This is a genomic window from Conexibacter sp. JCM 18997 (assembly GCF_055391915.1).
On the sequence record NZ_AP043885.1, the window covers coordinates 710,696 to 737,239 of the forward strand.

At 73.4% G+C, this 26,544-nt stretch carries 23 protein-coding genes; 20 read left to right on the forward strand and 3 right to left on the reverse strand.

Annotation, left to right across the window (positions count from 1 at the left end):
* Window positions 1-21 precede the first annotated feature (21 nt).
* The 4 genes from ACZ5UI_RS03675 to ACZ5UI_RS03690 are packed head-to-tail and all read left to right on the forward strand — an operon-like array spanning window position 22 to window position 3,413.
* Window positions 22-753, forward strand: a complete 732-nt coding sequence (locus tag ACZ5UI_RS03675; protein ID WP_464194327.1) for a response regulator transcription factor — start codon at window positions 22-24, stop codon at window positions 751-753.
* On the forward strand, window positions 753-1,520 hold the full coding sequence (locus ACZ5UI_RS03680; protein ID WP_464194329.1) for a sensor histidine kinase: 768 nt from the start codon (window positions 753-755) through the stop codon (window positions 1,518-1,520). Before ACZ5UI_RS03675 ends, ACZ5UI_RS03680 begins: the two co-directional genes overlap by 1 nt.
* Window positions 1,517-2,200: a Flp pilus assembly protein CpaB gene (gene cpaB / locus ACZ5UI_RS03685; protein WP_464194331.1), complete on the forward strand. Its 684-nt coding sequence runs from the start codon at window positions 1,517-1,519 to the stop codon at window positions 2,198-2,200. The genes ACZ5UI_RS03680 and cpaB overlap by 4 nt, the downstream gene beginning before the upstream one ends.
* A 55-nt stretch (window positions 2,201-2,255) precedes the next feature.
* Window positions 2,256-3,413 carry an MFS transporter gene (locus ACZ5UI_RS03690; protein WP_464194333.1) on the forward strand — a complete coding sequence of 386 codons (1,158 nt, stop codon included), beginning with the start codon at window positions 2,256-2,258 and terminating at the stop codon, window positions 3,411-3,413.
* Here the strand turns inward: ACZ5UI_RS03690 and ACZ5UI_RS03695 are convergent.
* On the reverse strand, window positions 3,394-5,406 hold the full coding sequence (locus ACZ5UI_RS03695; protein ID WP_464194335.1) for a WD40/YVTN/BNR-like repeat-containing protein: 2,013 nt from the start codon (window positions 5,404-5,406) through the stop codon (window positions 3,394-3,396). The two genes, ACZ5UI_RS03690 and ACZ5UI_RS03695, sit on opposite strands and share 20 nt — an antisense overlap.
* Before the next feature lie 76 nt (window positions 5,407-5,482).
* Between ACZ5UI_RS03695 and ACZ5UI_RS03700 the strand changes: the two genes are divergently transcribed.
* The 4 genes from ACZ5UI_RS03700 to ACZ5UI_RS03715 are packed head-to-tail and all read left to right on the forward strand — an operon-like array spanning window position 5,483 to window position 10,588.
* The gene (locus ACZ5UI_RS03700) at window positions 5,483-7,660 is read left to right on the forward strand and encodes a pentapeptide repeat-containing protein (RefSeq protein ID WP_464194337.1); all 2,178 of its coding nucleotides are present in this window, start codon (window positions 5,483-5,485) and stop codon (window positions 7,658-7,660) included.
* A gap of 38 nt (window positions 7,661-7,698) precedes the next feature.
* Window positions 7,699-8,883 (forward strand): CpaF family protein, encoded by a 1,185-nt coding sequence (locus tag ACZ5UI_RS03705; RefSeq protein ID WP_464194339.1) that lies wholly within the window; start codon window positions 7,699-7,701, stop codon window positions 8,881-8,883.
* Window positions 8,883-9,737 (forward strand): type II secretion system F family protein, encoded by an 855-nt coding sequence (locus ACZ5UI_RS03710; RefSeq protein ID WP_464194341.1) that lies wholly within the window; start codon window positions 8,883-8,885, stop codon window positions 9,735-9,737. The genes ACZ5UI_RS03705 and ACZ5UI_RS03710 overlap by 1 nt, the downstream gene beginning before the upstream one ends.
* A complete protein-coding gene (locus tag ACZ5UI_RS03715) occupies window positions 9,734-10,588 on the forward strand; it encodes a type II secretion system F family protein (protein ID WP_464194343.1) in 855 nt (284 codons plus the stop codon). The genes ACZ5UI_RS03710 and ACZ5UI_RS03715 overlap by 4 nt, the downstream gene beginning before the upstream one ends.
* Before the next feature lie 31 nt (window positions 10,589-10,619).
* Here the strand turns inward: ACZ5UI_RS03715 and ACZ5UI_RS03720 are convergent, their stop codons facing one another.
* A complete protein-coding gene (locus ACZ5UI_RS03720; protein ID WP_464194345.1) occupies window positions 10,620-12,182 on the reverse strand; it encodes a DUF3352 domain-containing protein in 1,563 nt (520 codons plus the stop codon).
* A gap of 351 nt (window positions 12,183-12,533) precedes the next feature.
* On the opposite strand from ACZ5UI_RS03720, the gene mraZ reads away from it, so the two are divergent.
* From mraZ to murG, 9 genes are all read left to right on the forward strand, one after another.
* On the forward strand, window positions 12,534-12,968 hold the full coding sequence (gene mraZ, locus ACZ5UI_RS03725) for a division/cell wall cluster transcriptional repressor MraZ (RefSeq protein ID WP_464194347.1): 435 nt from the start codon (window positions 12,534-12,536) through the stop codon (window positions 12,966-12,968).
* A 1-nt stretch (window position 12,969) separates the two neighbouring features.
* A complete protein-coding gene (rsmH, locus tag ACZ5UI_RS03730; protein ID WP_464194349.1) occupies window positions 12,970-13,920 on the forward strand; it encodes a 16S rRNA (cytosine(1402)-N(4))-methyltransferase RsmH in 951 nt (316 codons plus the stop codon).
* A 92-nt stretch (window positions 13,921-14,012) separates the two neighbouring features.
* Window positions 14,013-14,804, forward strand: coding sequence for a hypothetical protein (locus ACZ5UI_RS03735; protein WP_464194351.1), 792 nt, complete (start codon window positions 14,013-14,015; stop codon window positions 14,802-14,804).
* 6 nt (window positions 14,805-14,810) lie between these two features.
* Window positions 14,811-16,472 carry a peptidoglycan D,D-transpeptidase FtsI family protein gene (locus tag ACZ5UI_RS03740; RefSeq protein ID WP_464194353.1) on the forward strand — a complete coding sequence of 554 codons (1,662 nt, stop codon included), beginning with the start codon at window positions 14,811-14,813 and terminating at the stop codon, window positions 16,470-16,472.
* An 89-nt stretch (window positions 16,473-16,561) separates the two neighbouring features.
* Window positions 16,562-17,986 (forward strand): UDP-N-acetylmuramoyl-L-alanyl-D-glutamate--2,6-diaminopimelate ligase, encoded by a 1,425-nt coding sequence (locus ACZ5UI_RS03745; RefSeq protein ID WP_464194355.1) that lies wholly within the window; start codon window positions 16,562-16,564, stop codon window positions 17,984-17,986.
* Window positions 17,967-19,223 carry a UDP-N-acetylmuramoyl-tripeptide--D-alanyl-D-alanine ligase gene (locus ACZ5UI_RS03750; RefSeq protein WP_464194357.1) on the forward strand — a complete coding sequence of 419 codons (1,257 nt, stop codon included), beginning with the start codon at window positions 17,967-17,969 and terminating at the stop codon, window positions 19,221-19,223. Before ACZ5UI_RS03745 ends, ACZ5UI_RS03750 begins: the two co-directional genes overlap by 20 nt.
* A gap of 2 nt (window positions 19,224-19,225) precedes the next feature.
* Window positions 19,226-20,194 carry a phospho-N-acetylmuramoyl-pentapeptide-transferase gene (mraY, locus tag ACZ5UI_RS03755; protein ID WP_464194359.1) on the forward strand — a complete coding sequence of 323 codons (969 nt, stop codon included), beginning with the start codon at window positions 19,226-19,228 and terminating at the stop codon, window positions 20,192-20,194.
* Between the two features lie 32 nt (window positions 20,195-20,226).
* Window positions 20,227-21,468 carry a putative lipid II flippase FtsW gene (ftsW, locus tag ACZ5UI_RS03760; protein ID WP_464194360.1) on the forward strand — a complete coding sequence of 414 codons (1,242 nt, stop codon included), beginning with the start codon at window positions 20,227-20,229 and terminating at the stop codon, window positions 21,466-21,468.
* Window positions 21,380-22,435, forward strand: a complete 1,056-nt coding sequence (murG, locus tag ACZ5UI_RS03765; RefSeq protein WP_464194361.1) for an undecaprenyldiphospho-muramoylpentapeptide beta-N-acetylglucosaminyltransferase — start codon at window positions 21,380-21,382, stop codon at window positions 22,433-22,435. The genes ftsW and murG overlap by 89 nt, the downstream gene beginning before the upstream one ends.
* A 314-nt stretch (window positions 22,436-22,749) precedes the next feature.
* Here the strand turns inward: murG and ACZ5UI_RS03770 are convergent, their stop codons facing one another.
* Window positions 22,750-22,989 carry a hypothetical protein gene (locus ACZ5UI_RS03770; RefSeq protein ID WP_464194363.1) on the reverse strand — a complete coding sequence of 80 codons (240 nt, stop codon included), beginning with the start codon at window positions 22,987-22,989 and terminating at the stop codon, window positions 22,750-22,752.
* 15 nt (window positions 22,990-23,004) lie between these two features.
* Here ACZ5UI_RS03770 and murC point away from each other — a divergent pair, with 15 nt between their 5' ends.
* The 3 genes from murC to ftsZ all read left to right on the forward strand — a co-directional run bounded on the left by murC (window position 23,005) and on the right by ftsZ (window position 26,366).
* The gene (gene murC, locus ACZ5UI_RS03775; RefSeq protein ID WP_464194365.1) at window positions 23,005-24,327 is read left to right on the forward strand and encodes a UDP-N-acetylmuramate--L-alanine ligase; all 1,323 of its coding nucleotides are present in this window, start codon (window positions 23,005-23,007) and stop codon (window positions 24,325-24,327) included.
* A 16-nt stretch (window positions 24,328-24,343) separates the two neighbouring features.
* Entirely contained in the window at window positions 24,344-25,105 is a 762-nt protein-coding gene (locus ACZ5UI_RS03780) for a cell division protein FtsQ/DivIB (protein WP_464194367.1), read from the forward strand.
* 178 nt (window positions 25,106-25,283) lie between these two features.
* Complete coding sequence (gene ftsZ, locus ACZ5UI_RS03785) at window positions 25,284-26,366, forward strand: cell division protein FtsZ (RefSeq protein WP_464194369.1); 1,083 nt, start codon at window positions 25,284-25,286, stop codon at window positions 26,364-26,366.
* Window positions 26,367-26,544: the final 178 nt, after the last annotated feature.

Below are 26,544 nucleotides of genomic sequence, written 5' to 3' on the forward strand. Positions count from 1 at the left end.
GCGCGCCCACCTAGGGCGGGCATGAGCGACGCCTTCACCCTCCTGGTCGTCGAGGACGACGAAGCGACACGGACGTTCCTCGCCGACAACCTCACGGCCGACGGGTTCGACCTGCTGGTCGCCGACTGCGCCCGCGACGGCCTGCGCCTGATCGAGCAGAAGTTCCCCGACCTCGTGCTGGTCGACGTGAACCTGCCCGACGGATCCGGCCTGGAGCTGATCAGCCGCGTGCGGACCGCCGACCTGGCCGCCGGGCGCATCGAGGCGGCCACGCCGATGATGGTGCTCAGCGGCCGCGCCGCCGAGCTGGACCTGCTGCGCGGCTTCGAGAAGGGGGCCGATGACTACCTGATAAAGCCGTTCTCCTACCCGGAGCTGCGCGCGCGGGTGCAGGCGCTGCTGCGGCGCACGCAGGGGCGGCGCGCTCAGGGGCGCTGGCGGGTGGGCGGGCTGGTGGTCGACACCACCGCGCGGGCCGCGCATCTGCACGGCGATCGCGTCGGCCTGTCGCAGAAGGAGTTCGCGCTGCTGAAGATGCTGGCCGCCGATCCCTACCGGGTGTTCACCAAGGGCGAGCTGCTGCGCACGATCTGGGGCCACGAGCGGCTCGGGACGACGCGCACGCTGGACTCGCACGCCTGCCGGCTGCGCAACAAGCTCGGCGAGCGCGGGCGGCCCGGGGAGGACTGGATCGTCAACGTGTGGGGCGTCGGCTACCGGCTGCTCGACCTGCAGATGGCGGAGGCGGCGTGATGCTCGCGTTGGCCATCACCACGCTGGCGCTCGTCGTGGCCGTGGCCTGCTGCGCGCGGCTGCTGTGGCGCCTGGAGCGGATCGCGCGGGCCACGCACGAGCTGCGGGCACCGCTGTGCGCGGCTCGGCTGGGCCTGCACGCCGCCGGGCGCCAAGGCGGCTGGACGCGGCTGGCGCCGGTCGACCACGAGCTGGACCGGACCGCGCTGGCGCTCGACGACCTGGAGGCGGCGCGGACCGGACGGCGACCGGGCTCGCTGCGCGGCGAGGTCGTCGCCGCCGACCTGCTGGAGCGCGTGCGCGCGAGCTGGGCGCCGCTGGCCTGGCCGACGCAGCGCGAGCTGCGCGTCGAGTCGGCGGTCGCCGCCACCGTCGAGGGCGACGGGCGTCGCCTGGCCCAGGCGCTCGGAGCGCTGGTCGGCAACGCGCTGGAGCACGGCTCCGGCCCGGTCGTGCTCAGCGCGCGCTCGTGGGCCGGGCGCGTGCGCTTCGAGGTGGCCGACGACGGCGCCGGCCCGGCGCAGCCGCTGGGCCGGCTCGTGCGCGGGCGGCGCGCAGGACGCGGGGCGCGCGGTCGGGGCCTGGCCATCGCCGCGCGCATCGCCCGCGACCACGGCGGGCACATCGCCCGCGAGCCGGGCGGCGGCTGCCGGATGGTGATCGACGTCCCGGCCCGCGGCGCCGGACGGCCGTCGGCGCGGCGCGACCTGCTCCAGGTGATCGCGGCGCCGCTGGATGGCGTGCTGGCCGGCGGGGCCCGCCGATGAACCGGCGCCGCCGAGCGATCCTCCTGGCCGGCCTGGCCCTGCTGCTGGCCGCGCTGGCCGCGTCGGACATCTCCGGGCGCGAGCGCGCGCTGGAGCGGCGGGTGGGGCCGTTGGTGGACGTCGTCGTCGCGGGCCGCGCGTTGGACGCCGACCGGCCGCTGCAGGCCGCCGACCTGGCCGTCCGCCGGGTGCCGGCCCGCTTCGCTCCCGCCGGTGCGGTCGCCCGGCCCAGCGATCTGATCGGGCTGAAGCTCGCCGCTCCGCTGGCCCAGGGCGCGGACCTGACGCCCGCGGCGATCGACCACGGCGAGGACGTCGCGCCGGGCGCGCCCGTGCGGCCGGGCCAGCGCGTGGTCGACGTGGTCGCCACCGGCACCGCCGGCGCGATCCTGCCGGGCAGCCGGGTCGACGTGCTGGTCACGCGCGAGCGCAGCGATGCCGCCGCCGGCCGGACCACGCTGGCGCTGGAGGACGTCGAGGTGATCGGCGTGCGCGCGGTGCCGGCGCCGAGCAGCGAGCCGGCCACACCGCGCGTCGCCGCCGCCCTGCGCGTCACGCTGCGCCAAGCGGTCTACCTGGCCGCGGCGCAGTCCTTCGCGCGCGAGCTGCGCCTGCTGCCCCGCGCCGCCGGCGACCGTCGCCACATCAAGGGCGCCCTGGAGGTTCGCGAGACGCTGTAAGGCGACAGGCCGTCCGGTCGAGGACGGCCGCGCGCCTGAGAGGATGGGCGGTCGCATGCGCCGCCTTGTCCTGCTCACCAGCGCGATCGTGCTCGTCGACACGCTGTTCTACTCGGTCGTCGCGCCGCTGCTGCCGCACTACGTCGACACGCTGGGCCTGTCGGACGCATCGGCCGGGCTGCTCGCGGCGGCCTATCCGGCGGGAACGCTGCTGGGGTCGATCCCGGCGGGCCTGGTGGCCGCGCGGTTCGGCGCCCGGCGCACCGTGCTGGTCGCGCTGACCTTCCTGGCCGTGTCCAGCCTGGTGTTCGGGTTCGCGCAGAACATCGTCCTGCTCGACGCCGCGCGGCTGGTGCAGGGCTTCGCCGGCGCCTTCACCTGGGCCGGCTCGCTGACCTGGCTGGTCGGGGCCACGCCGCCCGAGCGCCGCGGTGAGCTGATCGGCACCGTGCTCGGCGCCGCGGTCGGCGGCAGCCTGCTCGGGCCCGTGGTCGGTTCGGTCGCCGAGATCACCGGGCCCGAGGTCGTGTTCAGCTCGGTCGTGGTGATCGCGCTGGCGCTGGCCGCGTGGGCGCTGCGCACGCCGCCGCCCCCCGCCGCGTCCGCGCCCCAGCCGCTGGGCGACATCGCCCGGGCCGTCATCCAGCCGGCCGTGCTCCTGGGCATGTGGCTGGTGGCGCTGCCCGCGACCGCATTCGGCGTGATCGCGGTGGTCGGCGCGCTGCGGCTCGACGATCTCGGTGCCAGCGGCGTGGTGGTGGGCGCCGCCTTCCTGGTCGGCGCCGCGGCCGAGGCGACGATGTCGCCCTGGGTCGGTCGCCTGTCGGATCGTCGCGGCCGCTTCGTGCCGATCCGCGCCGGCCTGCTGGCCTGCGCGATCGCGCTCGTGCTGTTCACGCTGCCCGACCAGATCGCGCCGCTGGCCATCGCGATGGTCGCGGTGACCGCGGCGCTGGCGCTGTTCTGGGGGCCGGCGATCGCGCTGCTGGCCGACGCCACGGAGGCCGTCGGCCTGCACCTGGCCATCGGGTTCGCCTTCGTCAACCTGGCCTGGGCCTCCGGTCAGGTCGTGGGCTCAGCGGCCGGCGGCGCGCTGGCCGATCACGCCGGCGACGCGGTCGCGCCGCTGCTGGTCGCCGGGCTGGCCGTCGTCACGCTGGGCGTCACGGTGCGGGCCCGACGGCCCGCCCCGGTCAGCGGCTCGGCCCGTTAGCCGGCGGGTTGCGCACGCCGACCAGCACGGTGCTGCCGACGGCGATGCAGCGGTTGATGCTCTCGCAGCCGAAGCCCGACAGCACCGGTGAGGCGCGCAGGTCGCCGATGCGGTCGTAGGAGAAGTCGGCCCAGTTGTTCGTCGTGGAGGCGACGATCGACTGCGTGCCCTGGGCGCCGCCGACCAGGCAGAAGCCGGCCGCCGGACAGCTGGCGGAGGTGTAGAGCGGCTTGGTGGCCGGCTCGCCCGGCTTGGGCTTGCCGACGACGGTGAACTCGCGCCAGTCCATCAGCCCGTTGCCGTCGCCGGTGGTGGTCAGGACCATGCCGTTGACGCCGGCCGCGGTGCACTGCGAGCCCTCGGGACTGCAGGCCACGGCGTTGATGATGTTGTCGGCGTCGGCGTTGGTGTAGCGCCAGTCCCAGTGGGGGCGGCCGGCGGCGTCCTGGGTCATCGTGCCGAGCAGGATCAGGTCCTTGATGGGCACGATGCAGGTCACCGGGTTCGTGCGCTCGGGGATGCAGGCCATCGCGCTCGGGCGCACCTTCGGGAAGGCGTTGGAGCCCCATTGCGTCAGGCCGCCGTCGAACGTCGTGTAGACGACGGACTCGTTGACGGCGACGCACAGGTTGTCGGTGACGCACTGCTGGGTCTCCGAGCCGGTCGCCGACTGGACCGGGCCGAAGCGTGGGCGGAAGGCGTCGAAGTCGGTCGTGTAGAGGCCCTCGAACTGCCCGAAGATCAGGCAGGTCGACAGCTCCGTGCACTTGACGGACTTCGTGTTGAAGGCGCCGCGGTCGGCGATCGGCAGCGTCCACAGCTCGCCGCCGGTGCGCGACAGGCCCACGTTCTCCGTGCCGCCGGCCACGCACGTCGGGCTGAGCGCGGCGGAGCACTGCGCGACGTCGAACTTCGCCACCTCGTTGACGCGCAGGAAGCGCCCGCCGAGGTCGAACGTCGCATACCAGGCGGCCATCTTGCCGACGCCCACGCAGGTGGTCTGGAAGCATCCGAGGTGGCCGATGATCAGCGGGACCGGGCGGCGCACCCAGTTCGGCGTCGGGTCGGTCAGCGCGTCGCTGCGCAGCGCCAGACCGTCGCCGGTCAGGCCCACGCAGCTGCCCTCGATCGGGCAGGACAGCGACTTGATCGTGAGCTTCTTGAGCTCGGGGTTCGTGCGGAACGGCACCGCGGTGCCCCACGTCTTCGTGGCGATGTTCAGCAGCGCGTAGTAGCCGACGCCACCGGTGCCGACGCAGCGCGTGGCGCTGTCGCAGGCCAGCGCCGCGAAGCGCCGCTGGATGCGGGCCGGCGTCTTCAGCGGGGTCACGGTGGTGCCCTGGAGCAGGACGCTGCTGGGCACGGTGTCGCCGCCCGCGGCCACGCAGGCCGCCTCGCTGGCGCAGGCCACCTCGGTGAACGAGCTGGTCGCGGGTGCGGTCTTGGGCAGCGGCACGGCCGACCAGGTCTGACCGTCGTCGGTCGAGCGCCAGACGTCGCCCTGCACGCCGGCCACGTAACAGACGTGGGTGTCGAGCGTGGCCTCACCCGGATCACAGCCGATCGCGCTGGCGAACGCGGTCGTGTGCGGCGCCTGCGGGGGCAGCGGGCCGGCCGGCGCCCACGTCTCGCCGCCGTCGAGGCTGCGGTAGATCGCCGAGCCGGTGATGTCGCTCGGGTTGGCCGGGCTGGCGATCGCGATGCAGCTGAGCTCCGAGCAGCTCACGTCGACGAAGTCGACGGGCGCGTCGGGCTGCTTGGGGTTGGAGATGTCGACGAAGGTCCAGGCCAGCGGGATCTCGTCGGTCGCCGGCGAGCGCAGGACGGCGCCGCCCTGACCGACGGCCACGCACGAGTTGGCCCGGAAGCAGGACGTGGCCATCAGCTCGGGGCCGTAGTTGGTCCAGCTGAAGCCGCTGGGGACCTCGTCGGCCATGGCGGGCGTGGCGAAGGAGGCCAGCGCAGCGACAACGAGTGCTGCGGCGATCGCCACCGTGCGATGTGCGCGTTTCCGTACGATGATCGGTAACATAGTGGAAGTGGACGCAAGCTGCATAGGCCAGGCCAGGATGGCGCGCCGAATGGTCATCGCGGGCCTGATGCTCGCGGCGACCGCGATCGTGGCCGCGCCGGCTCACGCCGCCGGGGAGCGTATACGCGTCGAGGGCATCAAGGTGGAGCCCACCAAGACGGGGGCCACGGTCACCGCCACCGTGGCCTGGATCGACTCGGGAACGGACGCGGCGCGCATCACCCAGGGCGACCTGCGCCTCGTCGCGGTGACCGAGCAGGGCCATCTGCCCACGGTGCTGGCCACCAAGCGCCAGGACCTGACCAGCGGCAGCCGCACGCGCGACGTCGAGCTGACCGTCGACGCCGACGGGCTGGCCGCGATGGGCACCGGGAACCGCGTCGTGCTGACCGCCAGCCAGCACCCGCCGTACACCGGCCTGCTCACGCAGCCGACCTACGTGAAGGTCGGCCAGGTGCAGGCCTACGGGTCGCCGCAGCCCCACATCGGCACCGACGACTGCTCGGCCACCCCGATCCAGCCGGGCGCCAAGCTCCAGTACTGCGACCTGACCGGCGCCTACCTCGACCACGCGAAGGTCTCCCAGCACGACCTGACCGGCGGCAGCGCGCGCATGGAGCGCGCCGATCTGACCGGCGCGACGCTGCAGGACGCGTTCCTGTCCGGCGCGAGCCTCGCCGGCGGCCGGGCCAACGGCGCCGACATGCGCCGCGCCAACCTCGACAACCTGTCGCTGGCCGGGGCGGAGGCGACCGAGCTCAACGCCGCGGGCGCGCAGAGCGACCAGGACTCCAAGGACACGGCGGCCAACTTCTTCGGCACCAAGCTGACCGGTGCCGATCTGAGCAACACGCACTTCAACGGCGTCTCGATCGACCACGCGCGTCTCAACGGGGTCAAGGCCACCGACGCCGTGTGGATCGCGCTGGACGGCCAGGCCGCGACCTTCCGCGACGCCAACCTGAGCCGCACGCAGCTGCCCCAGGCCAACCTGGACTTCGCCGACTTCACCAACGCCAAGCTGCGCCAGACCACCGGCATCACCGACGGGACGCTGCAGTGGAGCTACCTGTGCAACACGACGCTCCCGTCCGGGTCGACGGCCGATCCGCAGCGCGACTGCCGCAGCGCGGTCGAGGCGCCGACCAAGCCGATCGACAACCCCGAGCGCGCCACGCCGTACGTCGCGGTGACCGACGCGTCGCTGGGCGATGGGCCGGGCGCGCGCACGGTGAAGGCGAAGATCACCTGGGACGCGCAGTCCGCGGGCACGCGCCAGATGCGCCTGGGCGACCTGCGGCTGGTGGCCATCGACGGGACGACCGGCGTGCCCACCGTGCTGCGCAAGCTGCCGGTCGCCGACGTGAGCACGCCGACGGTGATCGGTCCCAGCGCGACGGACATCACGATCTCCGACCCGGACAAGCTCGCCGCGATGCGGCCGGGCAACCGGGTCGTGCTGACCGCCACGCAGCATCAGGCGTTCGCCACCGGCGGTGGCCACACGACGATCAGCTACGTGACCGTGGCGACGCTGCAGAAGGGGCCCGGGCGCGGGCGCGTGGGCCGGTTCGACTGCTCCCGCGTGGCGCTGGACGCCGATTCGGTGCGGCCGCTGGACTCCTGCGACCTGGCCGGCGCCACGCTGACCACCGCCGACCTGCACACGCGGTCGATGCGCTTCGCCGACCTGACGGGATCGGCCTTCCAGCGCGGCAGCCTCGACGCCGTCCTGCTCGACGGCGCGGCGCTGGGCGGGCTGGACGCCGACACGGCGGATCTGACCGACGTCACCGCGGTCACGGCGTGGGCGCCGCAGCTGTCGATGCCCAACGGCACGCTGGACAACAGCATCATGCGCGCGCGCAACCTCAACGACGCCGACTTCTCGGGCACCACGATCTCGGGCACGCGCGTGGCCACGACGACGACGTTCGCCACGGCGCCGCTGCGCCGGGCGCTGTTCACCGGGGCCGACATCGTGCACGAGGACTTCGCGCTGGCCGATCTGGCCGGCGCGGACTTCCGCGACGTCACCGCCGAGGACCACACCTCGCTGTTCTTGGCCAACCTCACGCGCGCCGACATGAGCGGCTCCAACTGGGACCCCACGGACGAAGAGGGCCTGATCCCGTGGATGTGGTCGACGCTGTGCGAGACGCAGATGCCCGAGAGCCCGACGGGCATCAGCGGCGATCGCGACTGCCCCCGCTGAGGGGGGCGAGTTTCCGGTGACGCCCGCCTAGTGCGGGCATGGACGACCCACTTCTGCGATTGGCCGATCGGCTGCGCGAGCGGCTGATCCGGTCGGCCGGCGGCGGCGCCGGCGAGGACCTGCACGCGCGCATCCGGGCGCTGGTGGAGACCGAGGCGGCGCTGTTGGACGCCGATGCGCGCGAACGGCTGGTGGCGCTGGTGGCCGAGCGCTCGTTCGGGCTGGGTCCGTTGGAGCCGCTGTTGGCCGATCCCTCGGTGGACGAGGTGATGGTCAACGGGGTGGGTGGGGACGTCTCGGTGTGGGTCGAGCGGCGCGGGCGGATCGAGCCCACGGACGTGCGCTTCGACGGCGTGGCCGAGCTGCGTCACGCGATCGAGCGGATCCTGGCGCCGTTGGGCCGGCGGGTCGACGAGGCCGAGCCGCTGTGCGACGCGCGGCTGCCCGACGGATCGCGGGTCAACGTGGTGATCGCGCCGCTCGCGCTGGAAGGGCCGGTGCTGACCATCCGGCGGTTTCGCCGCCGCGGGTTCACGCCGGACGAGCTCGTGCAGCTGGGCACGTGGACAGCGCCCCTGCACGACGTGCTCGAGCGTGCCGTCGGTGCGCGCTGCAACGTGCTGGTCAGCGGCGGGACCGGCTCGGGCAAGACGACGACGCTCAACGCGCTGTCGTCCTTCATCGGCGCCGACGAGCGCGTGGTGACGATCGAAGACGCGGCCGAGCTGCGCCTGCAGCAGCCGCACGTCGTGCGCCTCGAGGCCCGGCCGGCGGGCGTCGAGGGGCGGGGCGAGGTGACGATCCGCCGTCTGGTCCGCAACGCGTTGCGGATGCGGCCCGACCGGATCGTGGTCGGCGAGGTGCGCGGGCCGGAGGCGCTGGACATGCTCCAGGCGATGGCCTCCGGCCACGACGGCTCGCTGTCGACGGTGCACGCGGGCTCGGCCGAGGAGGCGCTGCGGCGCGTGGAGACGCTGGCGCTGATGGCCGAGCTCGGTCTCCCGCTTGCGGCGATCCGCGAGCAGATCGCCGCCGCCGTGGACCTCGTCGTCCACCAGGCCCGCCAGCGCGACGGCTCCCGGCGCGTGGTGTCGGTGTGCGAGGTGGTGCGGGTGGCGTCGGGCCCGGCGACCCGCGAGCTGTACGCCGTGCGCGAGGGGCGGCCGGTGTGGCGCGGGGCGTTGAGCGACGCGTTGGCGTCGCGGCTGGAGGCGGCGGCCTGATGAGCCGCGCGGTGCTCCTGGCTGCGGCGGCGGGCGCCGCCGGCGTGTTCGCCGGGTGGGAGCTGGTCGGCGTCCTGGCCGACGGCAGCGGCAGCCGGTGGGTCGGGCGCCTGTTGGGCCCGCTGCGCCGGGCGGGCGCTCTGGGCCTCGCCCCGACCGCGGGCGAGCGGCGCCGGCTGGCGGTGGTCGCGGCCGGCTGCCTGTGCGCCGCCGGGTGGCTGGTCGCCGGACCGGTGTTTGCCCTGGTGCTCGGCGCGGCCGGGCCGCTGGCCGCGGGCGGGCTGGTGCGGATGCGGCGCGCGCGCTGGCGGGCACGGCTGTCGGACCAGGCGCCGCTCGTCGCGCGGGCGGTGGGCGACGCCCTGTCGGGCGGCCATTCGATCCGGGGCGCGATCGCCGAGGCGGCGCGTGGGGGCGGGGTGCCCGCGCCCGCCGGACGCGAGCTGCTGGCCACCGTCCACGCGATGGACCTGGGCCAGGACACCGATGTGGCGCTGGAGCGGCTCCGCCAGCGCGTGCGCTCGCCGGCCTACGACCTGCTGATCGCCGCGGTGCTGCTGCAGCGGGAGGCCGGCGGCGACCTGGCCGGGCTGCTGCGCGAGATCGCGGGCGCGCTGGAGGGCGCGGCCCGGGCGGCCCGCGACGCGCGCACGGCGACGGCGCAGGCCCGCTTCACCGGGATGCTCGTCGCGGGGCTGCCGCTCGGGGCGCTGGCCCTGGGCGAGCTGGCCGACCCTGGTTCGCTGGTCGCCCTGCTGAGCGCCCCGATCACCGCGGTGATGGTGGTCGCGGCGATGGTGCTGCAGGCCGCTGGGCTGCTGACCATCCGCCGGCTGTCGCGGGTGACGCGATGAGCCGGGCGATGCTGCTGGCGCTCGCGGCGGTGCCGGTCGCGGTGCTCGCCGCGCGGGACGTGCTGGCCTGGGCCGGCGAGGCATCGGCGCAGCGACGCGCCCGGCGCGGGCCCCAGGCGCGCCGGCGGCCGCTGATCCGGCTGCTGGCCGGCGTGGGCCGCCGGCTCGGCGTGCTGCCCGCGCCCGAGGACCTGTCCGCGCGCCTGGCCGCGGCCGGTCGGCCACTGGGGCTGGAGCCGACCGAGCTGATGGCGATCAAGGGCGGCGCGGCCGTGGCGGCGCTGGCGCTGATGCTCCCGATCCTGACCGCGCTGCCGGCCCGCCTGGCCGTCGTCGTCGCCGCGGCCGCGCTGGCCGGCGGGTACCTGACGCCGGACCTGTGGTTGCGGCGGCGCACCCGCGCGCGCGTGCGGGCGATCGAGGGCGAGCTGGCCGGCGTGCTCGATCTGCTGCGGGTGTGCGTCGAGGCGGGGCTGTCGGTGTCGCGCGCCGCGCGCGAGGTCGGGGTCCGTCACGGCGGCGTGCTGGCCGACGAGCTGCGGCGCGTCGCCGCGCTCAGCGACCTGGGCGTCCCGCGGGCGGACGCGCTGGCGCAACTGGCCGCGGCCGCGCCGACGCCGGCGGTCGGCGCGTTGGTCGCGGCGATCGGGCGCAGCGAGCGGCACGGCGCGCCGCTGGCCCCGGCGCTGACGGCGCTGGCCGCCGACGCGCGCTCCGAGCACGCCCGCGCGCTGGCCGAGGGCTCGGCGCGGGCGGCGCCGAAGATCCAACTGACGGTGGCGCTGCTGCTGGTGCCCGCGGTGCTGCTGCTCGTCGGAGCGGTCGTGCTCCGCGAGACCGGGGTGGGGTAGGGGGCCGCGCGTGGCACGGCCCCCGCCACCGTTACTTCAGGGTGACCACCAGGGTCGTGAGCTGCGTCGAGCCCTCGCGCGTGGTGCCCGAGGCGATCGTCGAGATCTTGTTGAGGGCCGCGACGACCTGACGGACGTTCGGGTCGTCGGTGGGCACGAGGCCGCCGATCAGCGCGCTGACCGCCCCGACGTCCAGGAAGAACGCCGGCTTGGTCTCGCCCAGGGCGGCCGCGGCGGTCTTGTAGGCCGCGCTGTCGCCCAGCGTCGAGGAGGGCGAGAGCGCCGCCTCGACCGTCTGGGCGCCGATCCCCAGCACGAACTTGTCGCCGCCGACGGCGGCGATGATCGGGAACGGCAGGCTCGGCGACTCGATCTGGAAGCCGTCGTCGGCCCCGGCCACGCCGGACAGCGGGCTGACCTTCAGGCCGGTGGTGATCTGCGGGAGCAGGCCGGACAGCTTCGTCAGCGCCTGCTTCGTCTTGGCCGGATCCGTCGTCTGCACCACGAGCGCGCCGCCGATGTCGGTGATCGTCGTGCCGCGGGCGAACAGGCCGCCGTTGCCCATCCAGCTCAACAGGTCGTCCTCGATGTCGATCCCCAGCGCCTGCTCGGCGGCCTGGATCTGCCCCTCGACGTCCTGGCCCGAGACCGACGCGGCCGACAGGCCCTGGGTCATCGCGGTGCGCAGGGTCTCGCCGATGCGGGGGAGCCCGATGCCCAGCCACGCGTCACCGGGCAGCGCGGTCAGCGCCGTGTTGGCCGCTCCGTCGTCGGTGCCGCTGCCCTCGGGCAGGCCCGTCGTCGCGACCTGGACGGTGATCTTGTCCTGGCCGGGGCTGAGCTTGAGCACGGTCGACTTGCCGCCGTACTGCGACAGCTGCTGACGGATCTGGCCCAGCTGCGCCGCCGGGATCCCGCCCGAGCGGCCCAGCGCGTTGAGCACACCCTCCGTCGAGACGTAGGCCGTGGCCAGCGCGTCGTCGGCGTTGATCGTGTCCAGGCCCTTCTGGTAGTCCGCGTTGTCGGCGATCGTCTCGACGTCGTCGCCCTTGACGGTGTCGACGACGGTGCGGAACGCGCGCTCGGTGCCCGAGACGGCGTAGTCGCCGACGACGCCGTCGACGCTGCCGCCGTCGTCGAACCAGTAGTCGACGTCCTTGTAGGACCCCTTCTTCTTGCCGTCCTTGTCCAGCGAGTCCAGCGCCTTGCCGGGATCGGTGGTCGACATCACCAGCGCGGCGTCCGGCTCGCCCGTGAACGAGGTCACGAAGACGCCGGCGCGCGAGCCGATCCACTCCTTGATCTTGTCGACGTTCTCGTCGCGCGTGGTGCTCGACTTCAGGAACTTGTCGATGTCGGCGGCCGGGTCGTTGACGCCGAGCTTCTTCAACACCGCTTCGGTGTTGGCCTTGAGGTCGCCGTCGGGAGCGACGGTCACCTGGGCGTAGATCGGAGCGCTGGCCGGGACGGCCTGGGCGGGATCGGGGTCCTTGTCGCTGCTGCTGCCGCAGGCGACGAGGCCAAGGCTGAGCGCGCCGATACCGGCGGTCAGCGCCAGCGCGCGCCTGCCGCGCGCGCGGGTGAGGGTGGGCATGTGAAGTCTTTCCTCCTGAGGGTGTGCCGCGACAACTCTAAAGCGCATCGGCCGGACGGAACACCGGTCGAACTGCAACCCGCCGTGCAGCCGCTCGTTCTGCACGCGCCGTTGCCGGATTTCTCGTATCGGCCTCCCACTCCGACCCACCGCGGAATCCCCAGCGCACATCGGCGTTTTGTCCGCCCCGGGGGGTGATGGGGGAACCTGAGTGGGGGAATGTGGGCAAGATGAGTTGCGGAGTGGAGGAAAGTGGGATACAACGCCGTCAGCGGACCGGGCTGCAGGAGCTCCTCCCACTCCTGCAGCCCGGCCCGGAATTCCTTCCTTCGCCGATGAGCGCTTTGACCCTTGACCTTCCGCGGCACCTTCGACTACTCGCTGGATGCGAAGAACCGGCTCACCGTGCCGGCGCGCTTCCGGGCGGCGTTGAGCGACGGGACCGTGCTGGCCAAGCGCGTCGCGGGCTGCGTGGCGGTGTGGCGTCCAGATGACTACGACGCGTACATGCAAGCCGCGCTCGAGCGCTTCCATCCCATGTCGCCCGAGGCGGAGCAGCTCGAGCGCTTCTTCTCGGCCAACTCCCACGACACCGAGCTGGACGCCGCCGGCCGCATCGGACTCCCCGCGTTCCTCCTCGAGCACGCCGGACTGGGCAAAGAGGTCGTCGTCACCGGCGCCGGTCGCTGCCTGGAAGTCTGGGACCGGGCTGCTTGGCAGGCCTACAACGAGCAGCTCACGCAATCCGTGGCCGACATCACCTCGCGCCTTGGCGATGCTGGCTGAGATGGCCGCACCGCACATCCCCGTCCTGCTGCACGAGGCGCTGGAGTACCTGGCGCCGCGCGCCGGGGACACGGTCGTCGACGCGACGTTCGGGGCCGGCGGCCACTCGCGCGCCCTGGCCCAGCGCCTCGGCGCCGAGGGCACGCTGATCGCCATCGATCGCGACCCGACCGCGCAGGAGCGCTTCGACGAGCTGGCCGACGAGGTCGCCTGCCAGACCCGCTTCGTGCGCGCCGACTTCGCCACCGCGCTGGAGGACCTGGTCGCCGAGGGCGTACGGGCCGACTGCGTCCTGCTCGACCTCGGCGTCTCCTCGATGCAGGTCGACACCTGGGAGCGCGGCTTCTCCTACTCCTACGACGCGCCGCTGGACATGCGGATGGACACCAGCCAGGAGCTGGACGCGCGCGAGGTGGTCAACACGTGGGACGAGCGGCGGCTGAAGGCCGTGCTGCGCGAGTTCGGCGAGGAGCGCTACGCCGGCCAGATCGCCCGGCGCATCGTGCGGGCGCGCGAGCAGGCCCCGCTGGAGACGACCCACGAGCTCGTCGAGGTGATCAAGGCCGCCGTGCCCGCGCCCGCCCGCTTCGCCGGCGGCCATCCCGCCAAGCGCTCCTTCCAGGCCATCCGCATCGCGGTCAACGGCGAGCTCGAGCAGATCGACCGTGCGCTCCCGGCCGCCTGGGCGCTGCTGGCCGAAAACGGCCGGTTTGCAGGGATCTCCTTCCACTCTCTCGAAGACCGCCGCGTGAAGCGCTTCCTGGCCGAGCGCGCGCGGGGGTGCATCTGCCCGCCCGATCTCCCGGTGTGTGCCTGCGGGCAGACCGCCGAGGCGGCGCTGTTGACGCGTCGCTCCGTGGTGCCCGGCGCCGACGAGATCGCCGACAACCCGCGGGCCGCCTCGGCGCGTCTGCGGGCCGCCCGCAAGCTGCGACCTGAGGAGCGGGCATGACTCCGCCAAGTGCTTCCACGAGCCACGCCCGTTCGACCGGACATGCGCGCACGCCCACGCGCCGGGGCATCTCCCCGCGCGGCCCCCGGCGCGTGTCCGGTCCCGCACGCCCGACGCGGCCGCAGCGCATGCAGGGCGGCGCGATCGCGCTTCCGGCGCCCTCGCACACCCCGCTCGCGCACCGCCTGGGCGCGATCTCCGAGTCGCGGTCGCTGGACCGCCTGCTGCGCAGCCGCGGCTGGATCGCGCTGCTGGGCATCCTGCTGATCGGCCTGGTCTTCATGCAGGTCTCGCTGCTCAAGCTCAACGCGGGCATGGGCGCCGACGTCGAGCGGTCCGCCGCGCTGGAGCGCGGCAACGCGATGATGCAGGCCGAGGTCTCCAAGCTCGAGTCCAACGACCGCATCCAGCAGAAGGCGCTGGAGAGCGGCATGGTGCTGCCGCCGTCCGACAACGTCCGCTACCTGGGCAACGACGGCAAGCGCATCGGCGGCGCCGCTGCGGCGGCGATGCCCTCCCAGGGCGAGGCGTCGACCGCGCTGCTGCCCACGCTTCCGGCCACGTCGACCCCGGACGGCGTCACGGCTCCGACGACCGACACCACGGGCACGACGGCGGCCGCGCCGCAGACCACCTCCAGCGTCCCCAACGCCGCGCAGGCCGCTGCCCAGGCCCAGGTCGACGCCGCCGCGCAGCAAGCGGCCGCCGCCGCGGCCGCCGCGGCCGCGACCCCCGCGCCGGTGGTGGCCGACACGACCGCCGCCGCCACGACGGGCGCCGTCGCCGCGACCCAGACGACCACGCCGCCCGCCGCCGCCGCAGCCGCTCCGACGACGGCCGCCACCGGTGCGGCGACCGTCGGAGGGGTCACCCCGGGGGGTTGATTCGACATGGGCCTGACGGACCGGCGCATCGGGCTGCTCTTCGCGGTCTTCCTCGGCCTCCTCGCGCTGGCCGGGCTGCGCTCCGCGTTCCTGGGCACCGTCAAGGCCAGCGGCCTCAAGCACGCGGCCGCGACCCAGCAGGTGCAGACCGTCACGGTGCCCGCGCGTCGCGGCGGCATCGTCGATCGCGACAACGTCCAACTGGCGGTGTCCGAGCCGGCCGACGACATCTCCGCGACGCCGTACCTGGTCGAGGACCCCTCCAAGGCGGCCGAGCAGATCTCCAAGATCCTCGGGATCGACCGCGGCGAGCTGCTCGACAAGCTCTCGCGCAAGGACACCGGGTTCGTCTACATCGACCGCGGCGTGCCGGCCGACATCGCGGCCAAGGTCCAGAAGCTGGACCTCGCGGGCATCGACTTCATCTCCACCAGCCGCCGCACCTACCCGCGCTCCTGGCTGGCCTCGCAGGTGCTCGGCTCGGTCGGCATCGACGGCACCGGCCTGTCGGGGCTGGAGTACGAGGAGAACGACGTCCTGCGCGGCTACGACGGCAAGCGCCGCCTGACCAAGGACGCGATCGGGCAGCCGATCGGCGTCCAGGACGAGGTCGAGGCGCGCCCCGGGCGCACGCTGAAGCTGACCATCGACGCCGCGATCCAGTCCAAGGCCGAGGCGGTCCTGGGCGGCGTCGGGCAGGTCTACCAGCCCAAGCGCGCGTCGGCGATCGTCATGAACCCCGAGACGGGCGAGGTGCTGGCGCTGGCCAACTGGCCGCGCGTGGACGCCAACGACCCGTCCGGCGCGCCCGACTACGCCCAGCAGAACACGGCGACCGGCGTGACCTACGAGCCGGGCTCGACCTTCAAGGCCTTCACGGTGGCCGGCGCGATCGAGGACGGCAAGGTCACGCCAGAGACCTCGTTCAACCTCCCGCCGACCATCCAGGTGGCCGACCGGACGATCGGCGAGTCCCACGACCGCGGCTACGCGACGATGACCACGGCCCAGATCCTGGCCCAGTCCAGCAACGTCGGCGCGGTCACGATCGGCCTGCGCGAGGGCAAGACCCGCTTCGACCACTGGGTGCGCGAGTTCGGCTTCGGCCAGCCCACCGGCGTCCAGCTCCCGGGCGAGGAGCGCGGCATCGTGCCCACGCCCGAGCAGTACTCGGGCTCCTCGATGGGCAACCTGCCGATCGGCCAGGGCCTGGCGGTCACGCCGATGCAGATCGCCACGGCCTACTCGGCGATCGCCAACGGCGGCATCCTGCGCCAGCCGCGGATCGTCAAGTCGGTCGGCGGCCAGGACGTGGCCGAGCCGCGCGGCAAGCGGATCATCTCCGCGCACACGGCCACCGAGATCCGCCAGATGCTGCAGGGCGTGCTCAGCCCCGACGGCACCGCCTCGGAGGTGTCGGTCCCCGGCTACCAGCTGGCGGGCAAGACCGGCACGGCCAACAAGGTCGATCCCGAGACCGGTGAGTACTCCAAGGAGAACTACATCGCCTCGTTCGTGGGCTTCGCGCCCGCCGACGATCCCAAGCTGCTGTGCGCGATCATGGTCGACGAGCCCCACGGCGACATCTACGGTGGCGCCGTCGCCGCACCGGCGTTCGGTCAGATCATGGCCTTCGCCCTTCCATACCTGCGCATCGCTCCCAAGTAGGGCATGGGGTGGCGACGGCGGCCCCGACGGCGCAGGGTGGGCATGGAGTCCCTGCCGCCGGAGGCGGGCCCCCAATAGGGTTTCGGCGTATGCGGCTGGGAGACCTCGTCGATACGCCTCTCGCTCCCGAAGCGGCGGCGGTCGAGATCACCAACCTCGCCTTCGACAACCGCGAGGCCGGTCCGGGGACCCTGTTCTTCGCCGTTCCCGGGTTCACCACCGACGGCCACGACTTCGCGCCCGACGCGGTGGAGCGGGGCGCCTGCGCGATCGTGGTCGAGCGCCCGCTGGAGCTGCTGGTGCCGCAGATCGAGGTCCCCGACGCCCGCGCCGCGATGGCCCCGGTGGCCGCCCGCTTCCACGGCGACCCGACCGCCGCGCTGGCCGTCGTCGGCGTCACCGGCACGAACGGCAAGACCACCTCGTGCTTCCTGATCCGCGAGCTGCTGGAGGCCGGGCGCGTGCCGACCGCGCTGCTGGGCACGGTCAAGTCGGTGATCGGCGGCGCCGAGGCGACGCTGGCCCGCACGACGCCCGAGGCGATCGAGCTGCAGGCCGCCTTCGCGCGCATGCGCGACGCCGGCGACCAGGCCTGCGCGATGGAGGTCAGCTCGCACGCGCTGGAGCTGCACCGCGTCGACGCGATCCACTGGGCCGCGGCGCTGTTCACCAACTTGACCCAGGATCACCTCGACTTCCACCCGACGATGGAGGACTACTTCCTGGCCAAGCGGCGGCTCTTCGAGGTCGCCGAGGGCGTGCGGGTGGTCAACGTCGACGACCCCTACGGCCGCCGGCTGGCCCAGGAGTTCCCCGACGCCATCACGTTCGCCATCGACACCGACGCCCACCTGCGCGCGACCGACCTGCGCTCGACGCTGACCGGCTCGACCTTCCGCCTGGACGGCGTCGAGGTGCGCACCCCGCTGCCCGGCCGCTTCAACGTGGCCAACGTGCTGGGCGCGATCGCCGTGGCCCGCGCGCTGGGCGTCGACGACGAGACGATCGTCGGCGCGCTGACCACCGCCGGCCGCGTGCCCGGCCGCTTCGAGCCGGTCGACGAGGGGCAGGCCTTCGCCGTGCTCGTCGACTACGCCCACACGCCCGACTCGCTCGACAACGTCCTGCGCGCCGCACGGGAGATCGCGCGGGGCAAGGTGATCGTCACCTTCGGCGCCGGCGGCGACCGCGACACGGCCAAGCGGCCGCTGATGGGCCGCGCCGCGGGCGACGGCGCCGACCTGGTGATCGTCACCTCCGACAACCCGCGCTCCGAGGACCCCGAGGCGATCGTCGCCCAGGTCCTGGCCGGGGTCGGGCGTGAGGACGCGTTGGTCGAGGTCGACCGCGCCCGCGCGATCGCGCTGGCCGTGCAGGCCGCGCAGGACGGCGACGTCGTGGTCATCGCCGGCAAGGGTCACGAGCAGGGCCAGGAGTTCGAGGGCGGGCGCAAGCTGCCTTTCGACGACGTCAGCGTCGCCCGGGAGGCTTTGCGTGCACGACTGGTCGCCTGAGCAGGTCGCCGCCGGCGCGGGGGCCCGGCTGCTGACCGCCTCCACCGCCGACGCCGGCCCGCGGCGGGTGACGATCGACTCGCGCGACGTCGGTCCCGGCGACCTGTTCGTCGGGCTGTCGGGCGAGCGCCACGACGGCGGTCGCTTCGCCGCCGCCGCACTGGAAGCGGGCGCCTGGGGAACGCTGACCACGCCCGAGCACGCGCAGGAGCTGCCGGCCGCCGGGGTGGTGCTCGAGGCCGACGATCCGCTGGCCGCGCTGCAGTCGCTGGCCACCGCCTGGCGCACGGCGCTCGGCGCGCAGGTGATCGGGGTGACCGGCTCGACCGGGAAGACGTCGACCAAGGACCTGCTGTTCGGGATGCTGCGTCCGCACCGGCGCACGGTGGCCACGCCGCAGAACCTCAACACGGAGATCGGGCTGCCGCTGACGATCCTCTCGGCGCCCGGCGACACCGAGGTGCTCGTGCTGGAGATGGCCATGCGCGGCCTGGGCCAGATCGCCGAGCTCGCCGAGATCGCCCAGCCCGACGTCGGCGTGATCGTCAACATCGGCCCGGTGCACCTCGAGCTGCTCGGCTCGATCCACGCGATCGCCGCCGCCAAGGCCGAGCTGATCGCGGGTCTGAAGCCCGGCGGCACCGCGATCGTGCCCTCCGATCAGCCGTTGCTCGATCCCCACCACCGCCACGACGTCACCTGGACGACCTTCGGCCCCGGCGGCGAGGTGTCCGAGCTGGGCGACGTGCGGATTCCCTTCGACAGCCGCCACATGCACCACAACGCGCTGGCCGCGCTGGCCGCGGCCCGGGCGATCGGGGTGCAGCCGGCCGGTGAGATCGACGTCGAGCTGTCGGCCCGGCGGGGCCAGCGGATCGAGCTGCCCAGCGGGGCTGTCGTCGTCAACGACTGCTACAACGCCTCCCCGATGTCGATGCGCGCCGCCCTCGACGAGCTCTCGCGTGCCCCGGGCCGCCGTGTCGCCGTGCTCGGCGACATGCTCGAGCTCGGTCCCGAGGCGCCGCGCTACCACGAGGAGGTCGGCGCCCACGCCCGGGCGTCAGCCGACGTCGTCGTGACCGTCGGGCCGCTGGCGGCGCTGATGGGCGGCGACCACGAGGCGGTCACCGCCGCCGCGGCGGTCGACATCGTGCGCGACCTGATCCGCCCGGGCGACACGATCCTGGTCAAGGGCTCGCGCGGCGTGGGCCTCGAAGCGGTGGCCGAGGCGCTGTAGCCGTGGGTGAGGTCCTGATCGCCGGCACGGCGGCGCTGCTCATCTGCGTGTTCCTGTCCCCGCGGTTCATCGAGTTTCTGCGCGTCCGGGAGTTCGGCCAGAACATCCGCGAGGAGGGGCCGGCCGGCCATCACTCCAAGGCGGGCACGCCGACGATGGGCGGGATCATCATCTTCCTGGCCGTCTCGGCCCCGTTCCTGATCCTCAGCGACTACGACTGGCGCTCGGTCGGCGTGTTCGTGACGGCCATCCTGTGCGCGCTGATCGGCTTCGCCGACGACTACACGAAGATCATCCGGCGCCGTTCGCTGGGCCTGCGGGCCCGCACGAAGCTCGGCGCGACGATCCTCATCTCGGTCCTGCTCTGGTACATCGCCACCCAGAAGGCGGGGCTGCCGTCCACGCTGCGCCTGCGCTTCGTCGACTACCAGATCGACCTGGGGATCCTGTACCTGCCGCTGATCTACCTGGTGCTGGCCGGGACCACGAGCGCGGTCAACCTGACCGACGGCCTCGACGGCCTGGCCGCCGGCTGCACGGCGATCGTCGTGCTGGCCTACATCGGCATCACGTTCATCACCCAGGGCCAGCACGACCTGGCGCTGCTGTGCGGGTGCCTGGTCGGCGCCTGCGTCGGCTTCCTGTGGTTCAACGCGTTCCCGGCGACGATCTTCATGGGGGACACCGGCTCGCTCGGCCTGGGCGGCGCGGTCGCCGGGCTGGCGATCATGACGAAGACCGAGGTGCTGCTGATCCTGCTCGGCGGGATCTTCGTGATCGAGGCGCTCTCGGTGCTGATCCAGGTCTTCTCGTTCCAGACCTTCCGCAAGCGGGTCTTCCTGATGGCCCCGATCCACCATCACTTCGAGATGATGGCCTGGTCGGAGACGAAGATCATCCTGCGCTTCTGGATCGTCGCCGCGGTCTGCTCGGCCATCGGCTTCACGATCTATCAGCAGTCCATCGCGTAGGAGACGAGCCGCCGACGCCGAACAGGCGTCTGATGGACCGTCCTCGCGCCGCCGCCCGCGAGCAGCCTCTGGAGCACCGGATCCTGCTCACCGCAACGTTGTGCCTGCTCGCCGCGGGCGCGGTGATGGTCTACAGCGCCTCGTCGGCCCGCACGCTGCTGGAGGGCCAGGGCGACGGAACCGCCTACCTGGTCAAGTACCTGATGTACGGCGTGGTGGGCGTCGGCGTGATGACGCTGGTGGCCCGGATGGACCTGCGGGCGATCCGCGACCTGACGCCGGCCATCCTGGGCGCGTCGTTCCTGCTCGTCGTGCTGGTCAAGGTGCCCGGCTTCGGCGTCGAGGTCAACGGCGCGACGCGCTGGGTCGGCGTCGGCCCGCTGCAGTTCCAGCCCTCGGAGCTGATGAAGATCGCGCTGGTGCTCTACGCGGTGCGGCTGCTGACCGACAAGCCGTCGACCGTGCAGACCTTCAAGGGCCTGCGCAGCCCGCTGCTGGCCGTGACCGGCGCCGCCGTCCTGCTGATCGCCTCCCAGCCCGACCTGGGCACCGCGCTGGTCATCTGCTTCTCGATGACCGCGCTGCTGGTCGCCGCGGGCATGCCGATCCGGCTGCTCGGCCGCGGCGTGGTGATCGGCGCCGGCCTGATCACGCTGTTCGCGATCGTCGAGCCCTACCGCCGCGACCGCCTGATCTCGTTCATCGACCCGTGGGCGCACGCCCAGTCGATCGGCTTCCAGTCGGTCCAGGGCCAGATCGCGATGGGCTCGGGTGGCCTGGTCGGGCGTGGCCTGGGCGAGTCGGTCCAGAAGATCTTCTTCCTGCCCGAGGCCCACACCGACTTCATCCTCGCGGTGATCGGCGAGGAGCTGGGCGTGATCGGCGTCTGGGCGCTGCTGTTCCTGTACGGGCTGATCGCCTACGGCGGCCTGCGCGCGGCCAAGGCGGCGCGCACCTCCTACGCGAAGCTGCTGGCCACCGGCGTGACCGCGCTGATCCTGTCCCAGGCGCTGCTGAACGTGTTCACCGTGCTGGGCCTGGCGCCGCTGACCGGCGTGCCGCTGCCGTTCATCTCCTCGGGCTCCTCGTCGCTGATCGTGATGCTGGCCGGCATGGGCCTGCTGCTGAACGTGGCCTCGGGGCGCGCGACGGCCGTGCGCGGTGTTGTTGGAGACTCCGACTCCTATGACGAAGGTCAAAGTCCTGATCGCGGCCGGCGGAACAGCGGGCCACGTGGTGCCCGCGCTGGCGGTCGCCGACGCGTTGCAAGCTGACGGCGCCGACGTCCTCTGGGTCGGCGGCGCACGAGCGGAGGCCGACCTGGTCCCGGCCGCCGGCCTGCGGATGGAGCGCATCGAGGTCAGCGGCCTGTCGCGCTCCAACCCGCTGAAGGCGCTGCGCGCGGCGCTGCAGTCGGTCCGCGCGTTCTTCGCCGCGCGCGCGTTGATCAAGCGCGAGCGGCCCGACGTGGTGCTCGGGGGCGGCGGCTACGTGGCCGGTCCGGTGGGCGCGGCCGCGGTGTCCCGGCGCGTGCCGATCGTGCTGACCGAGGCCGACTCGCACCTGGGCCTGACCAACCGGCTGCTGGCCCGCTGGGCGCGCCGGGTCTGCCTGGCCTTTCCGCTGGCCGGCCGCCAGGCGCCGCGCTACCTGGTCACCGGGCGTCCCGTGCCGGCGCCGTTCACCGACCGCGCGGCGGCGCGCGCCCGCTTCGGGCTGCCCGCGGACGCCGCCGTGGTCGTGGTGTTCGGCGGCTCGCTGGGGGCCAAGACGATCAACTTCGCCGCGGCCGAGGGGCTGGGCGGCGGCGACTTCTGGGTGCTGCACGCCTCCGGGGTGCGCGACCACGACGCGCTGGCCGCGCTCGTGCCAGCCGAGCACTACGTGCTGGAGCCCTACATCTCCCCGTTCGGCGAGGCGCTGGCCGCCGCCGACCTGGCCGTCGCGCGCTCGGGCGGCTCGATCTTCGAGGTCGCCGCCCACGGCCTGCCGGCGATCCTCGTGCCCTACCCGCACGCCGCCGCCGACCACCAGACGTCCAACGCGCGCTGGATGGCCGACGCGGGCGCCGCGGTCGTGGTGGCCGACGCCGAGCTGACCCCGCAGCGGCTGCGCGCCGAGGTCGACGCGCTGCTCGGCGCGCCCGGCCGCCTGGCCGAGATGGCCGCCGCCTCCCGCGGCCTGGCCCGCCCGGACGCCGCGCGAGCGATCGCCGCCGAGGTCCGCGCCGCCGCGGCCTAGCTCCCCGCTACGGCTGGCACGTTCGCGCTCCCAATCGCGGTCATTGTCGTCTCGCCGTCGCATAGCGACGCGAACCTGACAACGAGCGGCTCGGAGAGCGGCGACGTGCCAGAACCCGCGCCGCTCCCCAATCGCGGTCATTGTCGTCTCGTCGTCGCATAGCGACGCGAACCTGACAACGCGCGCCTTGGAGAGCGGCGACGTGCCAGAACCCGCGCCCGTCCGGGTCGCCGAGCCGGCCCGGGCGCCTTCGCTGCCCGTCGTACCCGTCTGAACCCGCCGACGCCGCCGCCGGGAAGAGAGCGGCCGCCCGCCTACAGCCCGCGCCGGAGCTGCTCGGCCAGCTCGTCGCCGATCTCGGGCAGCCCGCGCCGGCGGCGGATCGCGTTGCGGGCCTCGATCATCTGCTCGATGTCGTCGGCCTCGATCTCGGCGTCGGCGCCGTGGTCGCGCTCGCTGGCGAAGCCCTTGTACGGGCGCGGGGTGGAGAGCGCGAGCACGAGGACCAGCAGCACGACGAACGTCCCGACCCCGATGAGCACCAGTGGCTGCATCTCCGCGACCGTACGATGCCGACCGTGACCGATCAACCCTGGAGCGGCCGGCGCCTGCACGTGCTGGGCATCGGCGGAGCGGGAATGAGCGCGTACGCCCTCGCCTCCGCCGCGCTCGGCGCGACCGTCTCGGGCGCCGACCAGGCCGACTCGCCCTACGCGCAGGCGGTCCGCGAGGCAGGCATCGCCGTGACGATCGGCCACGACCCGGCCAACCTGCCCGCCGGCGCCGGGGTGGAGGTCGTCGCCTCGACGGCGATCCCGGACACCAACCCGGAGATCGTCGCGGCCCGGGCGCGCGACATCCCGGTGCTCAACCGCGCGCAGTTGCTGGCCCAGCTGACCGCGATGCGGCGGACGATCGCCGTGGCCGGCGCGCACGGCAAGACGACGACGTCCTCGATGGTCGCCCACGTGCTGCTGGGTTGCGGGCTGGATCCCGGCTACCTGATCGGCGGCGTGCTGCGCAGCACCGGCGCCAACGCGGCGTGGGGCACGGGCGAGTGGCTGGTCGTCGAGGCCGACGAGTCCGACGGCTCGTTCCTCGAGCTCGCCGTCGAGGTGGCGGTGGTGACGAACGTCGAGCTCGACCACCATGCGCGCTGGGGCTCGCTGGCCGAGCTGCGCGACGCGTTCCGCCGGTTCCTGGCCGCGCCGCCCCACGCGGTGGTCTGGGACCGACCCGAGCTGACCGAGCTGCGCGGCGACCGCCCGCTGGTCGCCTACGAGCCCACCGACGTCGTCCTGGGCGACGGGGGCTGCACCTTCCGCTGGCGCGGACACGACGTGCGGCTGACCGTGCCCGGCATCCACAACGCGCGCAACGCCACCGCGGCGCTGGAGGCGGCCGCGCTGGCCGGCGCCGACCCCGCCGCCGCGGCCGCGGCGATCGCCAGCTTCTCCGGCGCCGGCCGTCGCTTCGAGCGCCTGGGCCGCACGCCCACCGGCGCGCTGGTGATCGACGACTACGCCCATCACCCGACCGAGGTGGCCGCCACGATCGCCGCCGCGCGCACGTTGGCCGACGTCGACCGGATCGTCGCCGTGTTCCAGCCGCACCTGTACTCCCGCACGCAGGAGCTGGCCGCCGAGTTCGCCGACGCGCTGGCCGCGGCCGACGCCGCCTACGTGCTCGACGTGTATCCGGCGCGCGAGCGTCAGGTCGACTTCCCCGGTGTCTCGGGGGCGACGATCGCGCGGCTGCGCCCCGACCGGATCGGCTCGCTACCGTCGTTCGCCGCGGTCACCCAGGCGCTGGACGTCGGTCCGCAGGACGTCGTCCTGGTCATGGGCGCGGGCGACGTGCGCACGCTGGCGCAGGACTTGACCGCCCGCTAGTCGAACACCCCCTGCGATGGCCGCTCGCGTCGCCCGCCTGACCCACGTCCGCCCTCGGGTGTGGGGCCTGATCGTCGTCCTGCTCGCCGCCGCGCTGATCGGCGGCTGGTTCTGGCTGCGCGACTCCGGCCTGGCCAAGGTCGACCAGGTGCAGATCGTCGGGATCACCGGCCCGCAGGCGGCCGACATCCGCCGCGCCCTGGACCAGACCGCGCGCGAGATGACCACGCTGCACGTCGACGAGCAGCGCCTGCGCCGCGCCGTCGCCGTCTACCCCCAGGTCAAGGACCTGCGGGTGCAGGCCAAGCCGCTGCACGAGCTGCGCATCGACGTCGTCGAGCGCCAGCCGGTCGCCGCGCTGAACGCCGGCGGCCAGCGCATCCCGGTGGCCGCGGACGGCACCTTGCTGCGCGGCCGCGTGTCCAGCGCGGACCTCCCGGCGATCCAGACGTCGGCGCTCCCCGCGGGCGCCACGGTGACCGACGCGACGCAGCTGCGCCTGCTCGCGGTGCTGGCCGGCGCACCGGAGCCGATGCGCCGCCACGTCGAGCGCGTCGAGATCGATCGCACCGAGCTGGTGGCCGTGCTGCGCAACGCCGGACCGCGCATCGTGCTGGGCGACGCGGCCCGGCCGCACGCCAAGTGGGTGGCCGCCGCGCGCGTCCTCGGGGACGACAGCGCGTCGGGCGCGACCTACATCGACGTACGGCTGCCGGAGCGCCCGGCGGCCGGTGGGTTCGAGACCCTCGACCAACTCTCAAGCTCGACTGGAGGGTAACCTCGTGTCGAGCGCGACTCTCGGCCGCCCGTCGAGGGTTCGTCGTTCTGCAATACGTCTTGCGTCGCTACGATCCGCGTTGACTTTTCCGAAAGCCCGTGCATACCGTGGTTTCTGCGATTTCCCCGGAAACCGCGCGGAAACCCTCAACGCTACCTAGAGAGTCGGACACCTTTTCATGGAGAGCAGCGGCAGCTACCTGGCCGTCATCAAGGTCGTCGGTGTCGGTGGCGGCGGAACCAACGCCGTCAGCCGCATGGTCGACGCTGGCCTGCGCGGGGTGGAGTTCGTTTCGGCGAACACCGACTCGCAGGCGCTCCAGATGACCGAGGCCGACATCAAGCTCAACATCGGTCACGAGCTGACCAAGGGCCTGGGCGCCGGGGCGAACCCCGACGTCGGCTACGGGGCGGCGGCCGAGTCGCGTGACGAGATCAAGGAAGCGCTCAAGGGCGCGGACATGGTCTTCGTGACCGCGGGCGAGGGTGGCGGCACGGGCACGGGCGCCGCGCCGGTGATCGCCGACATCGCCAAGAACGAGATCGGCGCGCTGACCGTCGGCGTGGTCACCAAGCCGTTCGAGTTCGAGGGCACGCAGCGCACGCGTCAGGCCGAGGACGGCATCCAGCGTCTGCGCGAGGTCGTCGACACGCTGATCGTCATCCCCAACGAGAAGCTGCTGAGCGTCATCGAGCGCCGCACGTCGATCCTCGACGCCTTCCGTGAGGCCGACAACGTCCTGCGCCAGGGCGTCCAGGGCATCACCGACCTGATCACCATCCCGGGCCTGATCAACCTCGACTTCGCCGACGTGCGCACGATCATGCACGACGCCGGCTCGGCCCTGATGGGCATCGGCGCCGCCGCGGGCGAGAACCGGGCGGCCGAGGCGGCCAAGATGGCCATCTCCAGCCCGCTGCTGGAGGAGTCCGTCGAGGGCGCCACCGGCATCCTGCTGAACATCACCGGCGGCAACGACCTCGGTCTGTTCGAGGTCAACGAGGCCGCCGAGATCGTCAACCAGGCCTCCGACCCCGGTGCGAACATCATCTTCGGCGCGGTCATCGACCCGGCCATGAGCGACGAGGTCCGCGTGACCGTGATCGCCACGGGGTTCGACCATGGGCGGGCCCGCCCGTCGTCCGCCCGCGAGGAGACCCGCACCCGCCGTCGCGATCGGGACGTGCGGATGGATGACCGTCAGCGCAGCTCGCTGGAGATCAGCGACGACGACATCGACATCCCGCCGTTCCTGCGCTGACCCTAGGAGCGTCAAGGCGCCAGCTTCGGGGCGCGCAACAGGCGGGACTACCCTGTCTCAGGCCACGGAAACCCAACTGGACATTCGTCCGAGTTGCGACAGGCGGACCGGGTCTGGTCCGATAGATAGATCATGAAGACGATGACGCCCCGGGAGCTCGCCGAGCACCTCCGCGCCC